The sequence below is a fragment of the Paenibacillus sp. EKM10P genome (genome assembly GCF_011800655.1).
In the GTDB taxonomy this organism is placed as follows: Bacteria; Bacillota; Bacilli; order Paenibacillales; family Paenibacillaceae; genus Paenibacillus; species Paenibacillus polymyxa.
On record NZ_JAALET010000003.1, the window covers coordinates 38,505 to 52,609 of the forward strand.

Annotated in this window: 9 protein-coding genes; 3 read left to right on the forward strand and 6 right to left on the reverse strand. The window is 45.6% G+C overall.

All coding sequences use genetic code 11. The annotated features are described in order from the left end of the window. Positions 1 to 6: 6 nt before the first annotated feature. Positions 7 to 1,239: a S1C family serine protease gene (locus HFE01_RS09650; RefSeq protein WP_167437845.1), complete on the reverse strand. Its 1,233-nt coding sequence runs from the start codon at positions 1,237 to 1,239 to the stop codon at positions 7 to 9. Between the two features lie 355 nt (positions 1,240 to 1,594). Between HFE01_RS09650 and HFE01_RS09655 the strand changes: the two genes are divergently transcribed. Next, complete coding sequence (locus tag HFE01_RS09655; protein ID WP_167437846.1) at positions 1,595 to 3,220, forward strand: nitrite/sulfite reductase; 1,626 nt, start codon at positions 1,595 to 1,597, stop codon at positions 3,218 to 3,220. Positions 3,221 to 3,338: 118 nt separating this feature from the next. Here the strand turns inward: HFE01_RS09655 and HFE01_RS09660 are convergent, their stop codons facing one another. The 3 genes from HFE01_RS09660 to uvrB form a co-directional block, all read right to left on the reverse strand. Beyond that, positions 3,339 to 4,550, reverse strand: coding sequence for a hypothetical protein (locus tag HFE01_RS09660; RefSeq protein ID WP_019688754.1), 1,212 nt, complete (start codon positions 4,548 to 4,550; stop codon positions 3,339 to 3,341). Between the two features lie 410 nt (positions 4,551 to 4,960). Further along, complete coding sequence (uvrA, locus tag HFE01_RS09665; RefSeq protein WP_019688755.1) at positions 4,961 to 7,822, reverse strand: excinuclease ABC subunit UvrA; 2,862 nt, start codon at positions 7,820 to 7,822, stop codon at positions 4,961 to 4,963. Positions 7,823 to 7,991: 169 nt separating this feature from the next. Then, entirely contained in the window at positions 7,992 to 9,983 is a 1,992-nt protein-coding gene (uvrB, locus tag HFE01_RS09670; protein ID WP_013373322.1) for an excinuclease ABC subunit UvrB, read from the reverse strand. Between the two features lie 208 nt (positions 9,984 to 10,191). Here uvrB and HFE01_RS09675 point away from each other — a divergent pair, with 208 nt between their 5' ends. Together HFE01_RS09675 and HFE01_RS09680 are read left to right on the forward strand one after the other, a co-directional pair. Beyond that, entirely contained in the window at positions 10,192 to 11,019 is an 828-nt protein-coding gene (locus HFE01_RS09675) for a flagellar motor protein (RefSeq protein WP_019688756.1), read from the forward strand. Continuing rightward, positions 11,003 to 11,818 carry a flagellar motor protein MotB gene (locus HFE01_RS09680; protein ID WP_013373324.1) on the forward strand — a complete coding sequence of 272 codons (816 nt, stop codon included), beginning with the start codon at positions 11,003 to 11,005 and terminating at the stop codon, positions 11,816 to 11,818. The genes HFE01_RS09675 and HFE01_RS09680 overlap by 17 nt, the downstream gene beginning before the upstream one ends. Positions 11,819 to 12,050: 232 nt before the next feature. On the opposite strand, the gene HFE01_RS09685 is transcribed toward HFE01_RS09680, so the two are convergent. Together HFE01_RS09685 and HFE01_RS09690 are read right to left on the reverse strand one after the other, a co-directional pair. Beyond that, positions 12,051 to 12,278, reverse strand: coding sequence for an aspartyl-phosphate phosphatase Spo0E family protein (locus tag HFE01_RS09685; RefSeq protein ID WP_019688757.1), 228 nt, complete (start codon positions 12,276 to 12,278; stop codon positions 12,051 to 12,053). A 241-nt stretch (positions 12,279 to 12,519) separates the two neighbouring features. After that, positions 12,520 to 13,893: a DNA-binding protein gene (locus HFE01_RS09690; protein ID WP_039277340.1), complete on the reverse strand. Its 1,374-nt coding sequence runs from the start codon at positions 13,891 to 13,893 to the stop codon at positions 12,520 to 12,522. Between the last annotated feature and the right edge of the window lie 212 nt (positions 13,894 to 14,105).

Sequence of the window (14,105 nt, forward strand, 5' to 3'; positions counted from 1 at the left end):
TATCGTTCACTTTCCCGTAGCTGAATCTGACGCTTCCTTCGGAGGCGCTATACCGTCATCTACAGCAGCTCCTGATTCATTCGAGTCTTCAAGATCTTCTCCAGACTGAATGGAATCATAAATTTCACCAGTATCCTGTGTCAGTACCAGCTTGCGCTTCACAATATCACCGTCCGACTGCATAAGTACACTCACCGTTTGGCCCGGTTGATAGTTTTTAAGCAGCTCATTGACATCAATGGCGGAAGCTACACGCTTGCCGTTAATACTATACAACTCATCGCCTTCCTTGATTTTAACCTGTACGGCACTGGCTGAGGTGACTTTAGTGACTTTCAAAGGGTCCTCGGTAGGCAACCCCACGATAGCCGACCAGCTCTCTTCAAGCCCTAGACCAAGACTAGCACGTCGAACCTCACCATATTTGAAAAATTGATTGATGACATATTTCACTGTATCCGCCGGAATCGAAAAGCCCATATTTTCAATTCCGACCGCTGAGAACTTCATTGTATTGATCCCGATAACCTCGCCCTTGAGATTGACCAGCGGACCACCGCTGTTACCAGGGTTGATCGCGGTATCACTTTGAATGAGACGATACGCAGCGTTGACACCACGGTTCAGTCCGCTAACAACCCCTGAGGTTGCCGAGTTACGAAGTGAAAAGGAGATCGGCGTACCGATAGCTACTACCTGCTCGCCTACCTGTAAACTATTCGTAGAAGCTGCAAAGGTAGCAGGTTTAAGACCGCTTGCCTTAATTTTAATCAACGCCAAGTCACTGATCGGATCGCTGTAGCTGTCGATGATTCCGTAAGATTTTCCGTCCGAGGTTACAACTACGGCATCACCTAATCCTTCGATTACATGCGCGTTCGTAACAATCCATCCATCTGCCCGAATGATGACACCCGTGCCGTGAGCCAGGTTGTATCGGTCTCCCCCTGCTACGGTCTCTCCTGTCGCAGAACGGCCAATGATGCCGACTACCGAAGGAGATACATTTTTAACGACCTGCGGCACACGATCGGCCGATAACGTATATGTACCATTTGCGCTGTTATACGCGCCGCTGGTTCCTAATGCTTTATTCATATCTCTTACGTTAACATAGACCCCGCCATTAATGACCTTGGCCTTCAACGCAGCTCCACTGCTGGCTGCACCTGCCGTTCCAGAAACACATAGAGCGCTGCCCAAAGCCAGCACAGCTACCCTTTTCCCCATCTTACGCATATACTCACCATTTCCTCTCTAACATGACCCTGTTCTATCAGTTAGTCCAAATCTACCATAGAGGGGACACGCATACAATCGCTTTAAGCCCTATCTTTTTCTAAAAAAGCGCCGTTTGCCACATCCCTATCCTCTCATACTATTTATATTATAAATTTTCCAAATCCTTATATCAAAAAAATAAGCAAAAACAATAAAAAATCGTTATACCCTTTGGACCATTCCTTCGTTTACGGGCATAACCAACTATGATACCATCACATTATATCTTAGTTATATTGTCGGAAATAAAAAATCGTGAGTTCTATATCTAAAATCTCAAGTATAAATAAGACACATGAAGGAGGTTAAAAAGATGGCCTATGAACCCATCTGGATTGCTCATCCCGATAAGCTTAACAAGTTTGAGTTAGTCAAGCTGGAAAAGGATGGTCTCGACGTTATACGTACCATCATCGAAAGCTATGCACACAAAGGGTATGACTCGATCTCTGCGGACGATATGGACCGATTCAAATGGGCTGGGGTTTACCAGCAAAAACCCAAGGATGGTCATTTCATGATGCGCGTCCGCATCAATACAGGGATCATGACTTCAGCCCAGGCACGTGCCTTAGCGGACATCTCCGCACTGTACGGGCGCGATCTTGTGGATGTCACCACCCGTCAGGCGATTCAATTTCACTGGCTGACCGTTGAAAGCTTGCCGGATATTTTCGAACGGCTGGAAAAGGTTGGTTTGTATTCCTTTGAAGCCTGTGGGGACTGCCCTCGTACCATTGTCGGCAATCCTCTGGCTGGCATTGATCCTAATGAGCTGGTGGATACTCAGGAGATTGTAGATGAAGTAAACCGCTTTTTCTTATTGAATCGCGACTTTTCCAATCTTCCGCGCAAATACAAAATGTCCATCTCCAGTAATACGTACAATAATGCACAGGCTGAAATTAACGACCTGTCCTTCACACCGGCAACCAAGATCCTTAACGGAAAAGAAGTGGTTGGCTTCCATGTGATGGTTGGCGGAGGACTATCCGCCAAGCCGCATTTGGCACATCCGCTGGATTTGTTTGTCCGTCCTGAGGAAGTACTGAAGGTTGCTATTGCTGTCACCACCATCTTCCGTGATTACGGCTATCGGGAAAAACGGCACCATGCCCGTCTGAAATTCCTTGTTGCCGATTGGGGCCCAGACAAATTCCTGGCCAAGCTGACTGAGTACACTGGCGAAATGCCGGGACGAGGTGAAGATAAAACCATTGGCTGGCAAGCCGCCTATTTTGACGGTATACATCCCCAAGCCCAAGAAGGTCTGAACTATGTCGGTCTGAACGTACCTGTTGGTCGCCTCAGTGCTGACGAGTTGCATGAACTGGCCGACCTGGCTGACCGCTACGGTGATGGGCAGATTCGTACCACGATGTCGCAAAATATTTTGCTGAGCGGTGTGCCGGATGATCAAGTAGATGAGCTACTAAAAGCTCCCGTGCTGCAACGCCTGACACCACAGCCCAAGCATTTTATGAGCCGTACAGTATCTTGCACAGGAAATGAGTTTTGCAATCTGGCGATTGTGGAAACGAAAAAGCGAGCGATTGACGTTGCCGAGTATTTGGATCAGCACGTACAATTGGATGAAAAGGTGCGCATCCATTTTATTGGTTGCCCGAATTCCTGCGGTCAAAAGCATATTGCCGACATTGGACTGCAAGGCTCGCTCCTTAAGACACCTGAAGGCATGGTTGACGCGTTCGACATCGCTGTCGGCGGGGCACTTGGAGCAGATGCCCAGTTCAACAAGGCACTCAAAGGCCGCGTGCGTGGCGATCAGGTTGGTCCTGTATTGGCAGAGCTTATTCTGTTTTACAAAGAAAATAGGATTGCTGGCGAAAGCTTTTATGCGTATGTACAGCGTGTAGGCATTCCGTCTTTCCAAGAGAAGTTGTCTGCCATTTTACAGTCCAACCACGTTGCATCCTAGACATAAAGCCCATTAACAGCCTGCTTGTATTTTATATACAAGCAGGCTGTTTCTTATGCCACACCACAGTGCCATACCTACTTGCTATTTCTTCGATTTCATAAAAAAAGACACCGGATTACTCCGGTATCAATATTTTCGCAAAATCGAGTACTATTGGCTTCTGAGCGCCTGTTGTAGATGTCACCACCGCGTAGCCTGAAGGAATCTTATATATCAATCCCGTATCATATCGGATGCCGAAGGAGTTATCTTCCTTATAATGAGTCTTCGTTTCCCACACCTTCGTGCCATTTCCTTTTAAGCCTGTGATAGTAATGCCATGCATCTTCGTGGTTTTACCCAGTGGATCATATTGATCACTGAACTGGACGTACAACTGCTCCTCAGGCAGATACACCCGGTCAGCGGCATAGTCCTCTGTATTACTAAACAATTGCAGACCATTACTTAACACCTGGGTACGCTTGCTGTTTCCTTTAAGCCCTGTTACAGCAATATGACCGCTGGACAACTCACGTACCGCGGCAATTTCCTTACCTGATCCTAAGTCTAGATGGACATCACGGATATTACGACCATACACATCGGCTTGTACCCCCACGGGACCATCTGAGCTGTTCAAAAGCGCATAATATCCATTGTGACTGCCAACCAGCCAACCTGAGGTCACCCCGGCCGTCGTTCGATGCCATTGTATATCGCCATCTTCTGTGTATTTGAGTACAGTGAAGGACTGCTCCGCAAGGTTCAGTGAGGAGACTAGAAAACTGCCATCCTCAAGTGGCTCCAGTCCTACCTGAGAACCCTGCCCTTGAGATATCAAGCCATCAGTCGGTAATGTTTTGGACCACAAGGGGTTTCCATCCGCGTCCAATCGTGAAGCCTGCAAATCCCGCATTCCGTTCGCTTGGGTATAATCAATCAGAAACAACAACCCACCATCTGACGTCTCCCGCTGGACTCCCCTGCTACTTGTTCCCGGTTGTACGTTCAGGTCCTGCTGGTGTTTCCATACAGTCTCTAGAGAACTGTCCAGCTTGCCGTACGTGACGTGTACCACACTTGCTTCTGTAATGTCCTCGACGTTCAGCATTACAAACCCACCCTTTGCTGCGGGCTGAATATAATTGTGAGCGTTTTCTGAATCTTTAATAGTTCCAATCACTGCACTGGTTTCGATCTCGGCTTGTATGGGCGCATACGCCTCGGACACCTCGGAGGCATAGGACGGTGCAGCACTATAACCCAATAACCATGCCGCTATAGTGACTCCTGCTGCCCATGAGTATACACGTGTACGTAGATCTCTACTTTGCTTAATCTTCAAACGTTCCAGCTCCCTTCATGACTTCCTCAGAGATGTGGTATAAATCTTAGATGTGATATAACTATAGACGGTTTCGCTTCAACTAGTAATGGTTGTCACGGGGCACGGAACTTCGTATGATGCTAGATAATCATAAGTTATATATTAACCTCTTCAAGCCCGAGCCTAAACATCCAAAACTCCAAAAATTTAGAGATTACTCAGAGACTTTCTGTCGATGAATATACATATAGATTTATTATTCCAGCGCTTGGTAAACTATGTGTCACATGCTTTAACGCAGGAATTTGATAAAAGTTTTCTTTTTTTACAAAAAAAATAAACCCTGCCAACGGGAAAGCATAAATACGCTAATTCGTATTCTGCCTTCCTGCATGTGCAGGGTTTCTAAAACATACACTAAACAGTATCTATAGATCGACGGTCTGAAGCGCTTGGCTGCGCTGTGTATCCCGTTCAAGGATCGGCTTTAAGTATCGGCCTGTATAGGATTCTTCAACTTTTACGAGTTGTTCTGGTGTCCCGGTAGCCAAGATCGTTCCACCGCCGCTTCCGCCTTCAGGCCCCAGATCAATCAGGAAATCGGCTGTTTTAATTACATCTAGATTATGTTCAATAACCAGTACCGTTTCTCCCGAATCAACCAAACGATGCAGCACCGTCAATAAACGGTCAATATCGTGAACATGTAGACCCGTTGTCGGCTCATCCAAAATATAAATGGTTTTACCTGTGCTGCGACGATACAGTTCGGAAGCCAGCTTCACACGCTGTGCTTCACCACCGGACAAGGTAGTCGCTGGTTGACCCAACTTGATATACCCCAAACCTACATCCATCAGCGTCTGAATCTTGCGGTGAATCTTCGGGATATTTTCAAAAAATGCTGTTGCATCCTCTACCGTCATCTCCAGCACATCAGCAATACTCTTCCCTTTATACTTAACCTCGAGGGTCTCCCGATTATAGCGTTTGCCTTTGCACACTTCGCAGGGTACGTACACATCGGGCAGAAAGTGCATCTCAATCTTGATGATGCCGTCGCCTCTGCAAGATTCACATCGGCCTCCCTTAACGTTAAAGCTAAACCGGCCTTTCTTGTAGCCTCGAACCTTAGCCTCGTTCGTCTGCGAGAATAAATCACGGATATCATCGAACACACCGGTATAAGTCGCAGGATTGGAACGCGGTGTACGGCCGATTGGCGATTGATCGATCTCAACCACCTTTTCGATATGCTCTAGCCCGCGAATTTCTTTATGTTGACCTGGACGTACTCTCGCACGGTTCAGATCACGCGCCAGCGTTTTGTACAAAATTTCGTTGACTAGCGTCGATTTCCCAGACCCGGATACACCAGTGACAGCCGTGAAAACACCCAATGGAATTTTGACATTCACATTTTTGAGATTGTTCTCCTTGGCTCCGCGAATCTCCAGCCACTTATCTGCAGGCTTGCGCCGCTCGCTATTGACCGGAATAAACTTACGCCCGCTCAAATATTGACCGGTCAGGGAATTCGGATCTTCCATAACTTCCTGTGGGGTCCCCTGTGACATGATCATCCCGCCATGGATTCCGGCTCCTGGCCCAATGTCAATGATATAGTCTGCCGCCATCATCGTATCTTCGTCATGCTCCACCACGATCAACGTATTGCCTAGGTTCCGCATATGTTCCAAAGCACTAATCAGGCGGTCATTATCTCGCTGATGCAACCCGATACTTGGCTCGTCCAAAATATAAAGCACACCCATCAGACTGGACCCGATCTGTGTCGCCAATCGGATACGCTGTGCCTCCCCGCCGGACAATGTACCTGCCGCACGGCTTAAAGTCAGGTATTCCAAACCAACGTTAACGAGGAATCCCAGTCGGCTGTTAATTTCCTTTAAAATGAGGTTGGCAATCGACTGCTCTTTCTCACTCAGCTCCAGTGTATGGAAAAATTGAGAAGCCTCCCCGACAGACAAAGCTGTCACATAAGCGATATTACGCTCTTGAATGGTTACCGACAGGCTTTCTTTTTTCAGTCGGTGCCCCTTACAGGTGTTACATGGCTTTGCACTCATAAAGCCTTCAATAAATTCACGTATTCCCTCAGAAGCCGTATCACGGTAGCGACGCTCCAGGTTCGGGATAATGCCCTCAAAGGTCACATAGGCTTCCTTACGTTGACCAAAATCATTTTCATAGCGGAAACGGATCTTCTGGTCACCTGTTCCGTGCAAAATAAGATTCATTTGTTCTGACGTCAATTGGCTTACAGGAACGTCCTGCGGAATACCGTAGTGTTCGCATACGGACTGTAAAAATTGAGGATAATAAGTGGAAGTTCCTCCACTCCATGCCTGGAATGCCCCATCTTCTACACTTTTTTCTGGATCGGGTATGAGCAGATCAGGGTCAACCACCATTTTAACTCCTAGCCCATCACAATCTGGACAAGCACCAAACGGACTATTAAAGGAGAACATTCGGGGAGACAGCTCATCTATGCTAAAACCGCAAATCGGGCACGCAAAGTTGGAGCTAAATCGCAACTCCTCTTGCCCTATAATATCTACAAGCAACTGTCCGCCTGAAAGATTCAGTGCCGTCTCGATAGAGTCGGACAGACGCGCACGTACATCTTCCTTGACTACGATCCGGTCTACGACCACTTCAATCGAGTGCTTCTTGTTCTTCTCCAATTCAATCTTCTCGGACAATTCACGCAGTTCGCCATTCACACGTACCCGTACAAAGCCCTGCTTGGCTATATCAGTGAACAGTGTCTTATGCTCACCTTTGCGGCCGGATACCAATGGAGCCAGGATTTGTAGCCGTGTCTTTTCAGGATACTGCAAAATGCGGTCTACCATCTGTTCGACGGTCTGTGAAGTGATTTCAATGCCATGTTCAGGACAATGAGGATGACCCACTCGGGCAAATAACAACCGCAGGTAATCATAGATTTCTGTAACTGTTCCGACCGTAGAACGAGGATTCCGACTTGTCGTTTTTTGGTCAATGGAAATGGCAGGTGACAGGCCGTCAATCGAATCGACGTCCGGTTTCTCCATTTGCCCGAGGAATTGACGGGCATACGCAGATAATGATTCCACATACCGCCGCTGTCCTTCCGCATAGATCGTATCGAAAGCCAGTGATGATTTACCTGAGCCGCTAAGCCCTGTCAGGACAACGAACTTGTCCCGCGGAATCGTCACGTCAATATTTTTGAGATTATGCGCGCGTGCGCCTTTGATGATGATGCTTTCATTCGCCAAATGTTTCATCTCCTTAGCCGTAATTCACGTTATCCTATATCGCATCGGATGATCCGATGGAAGTGATATATCGCAAAGAGAACGACCACATCGGCCGTCCTCGCTATTTCTTAAAAGCAATCAAACATTTTATTATCAATATGTTGTGCTTCTAGCTTATTCCCAATGTTTAATCAGCCCGCAATTCCAGCAAAGCATCACGCAACTCGGCGGCCCGTTCGAACTGTAGATTCTTGGCCGCATCCTTCATTTCTGCTTCTAGGCGCTGAATGAGGGATTGACGCTCCTTCTTGGAAAGTTTACCCGTCTCATTAGGAAGGTAATCATTCTTGGACTCTGCCGTCTTGGTTGCTTCAATGACATCACGTATCTTTTTACGGATGGTTTGCGGGGTAATCCCATGCTCTTCATTGTATTGAATTTGAATCGCACGGCGACGTTCCGTTTCCTTAATCGCTTTATCCATAGAATCGGTAATCTTATCGCCATACATAATAACACGTCCGTCACTATTCCGCGCTGCCCGTCCGATCGTCTGAATCAGAGAGCGCTCAGAACGCAGGAAGCCTTCTTTGTCCGCATCCAAAATCGCAACCAGCGATACTTCCGGCAAATCGAGACCTTCCCGCAACAAGTTGATCCCGATCAGCACATCGAAGGTTCCCAGACGAAGATCCCGCAAAATGGCCATCCGTTCCAAAGTCTTAATCTCGGAGTGCATATACCGAACCTTGATGCCCACTTCTTTTAAGTAGTCTGTCAAATCTTCAGCCATTTTCTTCGTGAGTGTGGTGACCAGTACCCGTTCTTCACGTTCTATGCGCTGCCGTATTTCATTAATGAGATCGTCAATCTGACCTTTGCTTGGACGCACCTCAATTATAGGATCAAGGAGACCGGTAGGACGGATAATCTGCTGCACCATCGTATCGCATTTTTCCATCTCATACGGGCCTGGAGTAGCCGATACATAGATAATTTGATTCACTTTGTCCTCGAACTCTTCGAACTTCAGCGGCCGGTTATCCAAGGCAGATGGCAAACGAAAACCATGTTCAACGAGAACATTTTTACGCGCCTGGTCCCCGTTATACATCGCACGAATCTGCGGCAATGTAACATGAGATTCGTCGATGACGATCAGCATATCATCTGGAAAATAGTCCAACAGTGTATATGGTGTTGCTCCACGCTCACGGAATGTCAGTGGACCCGAGTAGTTTTCGACACCGGAACAAAAGCCAACCTCTCTCATCATCTCGATATCATAGCGGGTACGTTGCTCCAAACGTTGCGCCTCTAACAGCTTCCCTTGCTCCTTCAGCTCTGCTAAGCGCTCTTCCAGTTCACGTTCGATGTTGACCAGTGCTACCCTCATCGTATCCTCATGAGTAACGAAGTGAGATGCCGGGAAAATGGCGATATGCTCACGTTCACCGATCAATTCACCTGTAAGCACATTAATTTCGGTAATCCGTTCAATTTCATCTCCGAACAGTTCTACCCGGATCGCGTTTTCTCCATGGGAAGCCGGGAATATTTCAACAACATCCCCCCGTACACGGAAAGTACCCCGCACGAAGTTGATATCGTTCCGCTGATATTGAATATCGACCAAGCGGGACAAAATCTGATTGCGGGGTTTCTCCATGCCGACTCTAAGCGAGAGCAGCAAGCTTGAATATTCTTTCGGGGAACCCAAACCATAAATGCAAGAGACACTCGCTACAATAATAACGTCACGACGCTCAAACAGAGAGCTTGTGGCTGAGTGGCGAAGTTTATCAATCTCCTCATTGATGCTGGAATCCTTCTCAATATACGTATCGGAAGAAGGGATGTACGCTTCCGGTTGGTAGTAATCATAGTAGCTGACAAAATAATCGACTGAGTTGTTTGGAAAGAATTCTTTAAACTCACTTGCCAGTTGAGCAGCCAAAGTCTTGTTATGCGCAATAACCAGTGTAGGCCGATTCAGCTTGGCAATAGTCTGAGCGATGGTATACGTCTTACCTGTTCCCGTAGCACCCAATAGAGTTTGATGCTTCTTTCCTTCTGCAATTCCCTCTACCAATTCAAAAATGGCCTGGGGTTGATCGCCTTGAGGTTGGAATTCCGACTGAATTTCAAAAGTCTTATCGCTAACAACGATATCACTCATTGCCCTGCATCACCCTTATCGTCTAAAATGGAAACATCATGTTTTTACACCAATCGAGCTTTAACGTCTTTACCTGTAATTCTATGTCGATATTTCCCGCGCAATGATACTTGGGAAATATGGTTGAATAAGAATGTTTGTTCCCGTATTATACCTCTTTCTTACCGCGGATGCAAACGATAAGTCTTGAATAGGAGTGAATTGAATTTTGGATATCACCATCGTATTGGGCATCATCGCCGGAATCATAGCATTAATCGGTGGCTTCTTGTGGGAAGGCGGAGAATTCACAGGGCTGCTTCAAGGTACATCAGCTCTGATCGTATTCGGCGGAACTTTCGCCGCCGTTGTGATCAGCTACCCTGCCTCCAAGCTGAAGACTATACCCACCGCTCTGCGGATGGCTTTTAGTCGTGAGGACAATCCAACGGAGCAATATTTAGAAGATTTGGTTTCCATGGCAGCCACCTCCCGCCGATCCGGTGTGCTTGCGCTAGAACGTATATCATCAGAGCATCCGAATGCATTTTTGCGGGAAGGTCTTCAACTAGTCATTGACGGCACTGAACAGGAACAGATCAAGCAAATTTTAGAACTAGAGTTAGATGCTATTGGGCACAAACATGAAGGGTACGCCAAAATATTTGAATCGGCAGGCGGCTATGCCCCTACGATGGGGATTATCGGTACGGTCATGGGTCTGATCCATGTACTTGGCAGCCTAACCGAGCCTACTGCGCTCGGACCGTCGATTGCTGTAGCTTTTATCGCAACATTATACGGCGTTGCTAGCGCCAATCTGATCTTTCTGCCCATCGCGTCCAAAATAAGAGCAGCCAGTGAAAGTGAAATTATTACGATGGATTTGCTGCTGCAAGGTATCCTGGCTATCCAAAACGGAGAGAACCCTAAGCTTGTACGCAAGAAGTTGGAGTTCTTTATCCGCTCAGAGCAAAATATAGATCGCAAACCGCCTCGTCGCTCACGTACAGAGAGCGCTACTCCAAAGGAGGACTTCCATGAGAGCGCGCGCTAAGCGCCGTGGGCGTCAAGGTGGCGGCGGAGACCAACGGGATCGGTGGATGATTACTTATGCCGATCTGATCACCCTGCTGCTCATTTTCTTCGTCGTGATGTATGCCATGAGCAGTCTGGATGCTAAGAAATACGACGTCGTTGTTCAATCCCTTCAGGATACGTTCCACAAGGGAGATTCTATTTTGGAGCAAGGCTCGGGCATTACGGGGACTGCCGATCGTTACACCAGCAAGAATCCACCCGCGACCAAGCAACCGGCCTCTAATAAAAAAGAAGCGGGATCAACCAAGCTCACCGAGCGTGAACAAGCATTTCGCAAGCAGGAAAAAGAGCTGCAAAACCTAATGGGTGTCATCCAGGAATATATTACGGACAACAAGCTACAAAATCAGATTTTCGTATCCGATCAACCACGTGGCATTGTCATTACGCTGAATGACCGCTTTCTATTCGACCAAGGCAGAGCGGCACTCAAGCAGGGTTCTGCAAACACGTTATCCAAATTAGCTAGTCTATTTCGAGATTTGAAAACACCGATTAGTATTGAGGGGCATACGGACAACATTCCATTCACGCGTTCCTCTAACTCATCGACCTACAAGGACAACTGGGAGCTTTCCGGCGCTCGGGCACTGTCTGTACTCCGGTTCTTTATCGACCGAGAGCAGCTATCCCCCTCAGGATTCCAGTATGCGGGTTATGCAGATACCCGTCCGGTTGGTGACAATAGCACCGAAGCAGGGCGACAAAAAAACCGCCGTGTCGAAATCACTGTGCTGCGTCAGCTCCAGCAGTAAAACCCAAAAACCTCCCGAGTCACGCCATAACGTGAATGGGGAGGTTTTTTTGAGCTGTATCCTCATGTTACATGGCTTCCGCTCTGATGTAGACGCAGAACAATAAACTGTACGAACAACGTGGATAAGGGCGGCGTACGAGATGTAATAGAGATTATTTTGTTTATGCTATATCTCACTATGTATAGAAGCCAAGGTGAAGTTAGGTTTTATCTTGTCATAATGCTTGATGTTAATAAGATAGGACGAGCTCGTGTTGCTTCTCTTGGATCTGTGAACTTTGGGGTACGCTCTGTTGTCTACGATAGCTATATTTCCAATCACTGTACTTATTAAGGAGCCGATCCAACTCCATAGACTTGGTCAACACCCGTCGATCCTTCAATCCCACCTCTTTCGCCAATTCATTTAATTCTTTTCGCTTTTCTTCGATGCACTCCTCCAATTGTTTCCATTTCACATCAATAAACCTCCTGTTCGGTGTGGTATTTACATTAGTTTACAGGCTGATACCTTCCCCACAGGTTAAAAATATAATAAAACCCATTTCATCCCTTTAACGGAATACATCAAAAAACCAGCCTTACCAAGACTGGTTTTTTGATAACTATTAAGCTCCAGTTCCATGCCCAAAAACAGTAATAGTATGGGACAGTTCCAAGAAACCAAAAAGCCCTATAATTAGCATGTATTTAAGGTTTTTAAATTGCATTGACTAAAACCTCCTCCATGATTCTTTCATATTCTAATTTTTGATCTTTTATGGCCTTATTTCTAAATCTTTCAAATAAGGCTGTACAGACCATGCACTTTTCTTTGTTATTGATTTCAAGATATTTTCTTAAGCTTTTTAAAACATAATAAACACCTTTCTCATGAAAATGGTTATTAAACATATATATAGCCAGTTGGTAACACAAATCAGCATAAGTATTGTAACTAAATGACTGCTTATAATAACTGGTACCAACAGATAATTCATTATTAAAGGAAGTCAGTTCGTTAGAAAACTGCTGTAAAATATGTTCTATCATAAAACCATGCTTGTTAGCCGACTCTACTATTGTTAATAACCCCAATAATATTTCGGGTGGGTTATTTTTAAGAAATTGAATATACGTTGGCAAACTACTTGTATCACCCATAAGAATATTCAAGTTAAGTTGATTAGCATTGGCCCAAAGAGTAAACCTTTGCACCTCCTGCTGACCAATTTCCCCTAAATCTGCAAACCAACTCAAATCGGCATAGCCAGGAATATACTTCATGGCCTCTTCGTATCTTCCTTGCTTTTCCAGAGCATTTCCCTTCGTCAAGTAACCTTGACCATAGTATACGACTAAATGTCTCTCAGTTTTCAACGTGGAATTCTTTTTATTAGTTTTTCTGCTTTTACAAACAATAGTTGCAAGATCCCTTAATTCATCTGCATAACGCTCTGCTTCTTTCCATTGATGCAAATTGTAATAAAGATTTGACAGTTTAAGCAGACCATCTAAATGATAATCTAAAGGTACCCGATTTCTAAAGGGCACAAATCTTAGCGCAGCTTCTACATCTATTTTCATAGTTTCACTAACAGAGATTGAAAAAATTCTATAATGACTAATTGCCAACCTCTCAGAATGTTGATACTTTTCATTTTCGATGACACACTCATAGAAAGGAACAGCTTCTCTGAGTTTTCCTTCTTCATAAAGTTCCTCTGCCAAAGCAAAGATTGTGGGGATGTGATTGAGATCTTCCATTAAACGCGAAAGTACTTTCTCCACGCATCGCAGGTTTCCTATCTCAACACAACGAATCAGGAACGGTTTAACCCTTTTCCAATGTGGTCTTCCATCATAAAAACATTCATCCACATACAGGTCATACAACCAGCCCTCTGGATAATTAAGCGCTTTAGTGATCAAGTCCATTTGTCGTACGGAGATAGGCTTAGGCGGATTCCCATTAAGCATAGCACTAAATATGCCTCGGTTAAGCCCTGTAGCTTGTCCAAAACTATTAAAAGTATAGCCACCAAGTTTTAATTCTTTCTCAATTTCCGAACGAATCGTGGTTGCATTTTCCAATAAAAACACCCCCGGCGTATTCAGATGATTTTAAAAAATCACCCTCCTCGACAATCAATTACAATATACTAGAAATTATATGAATAAATTGGATGGTGGTCAACTCCTTTTTCTACACGATTTTAATATATTATGGAATTTAATGTGTATAAAAATCCTCACACAGAATACACATCAATTTTTTCAGGCAATTTAACTCGATAAACGAACTA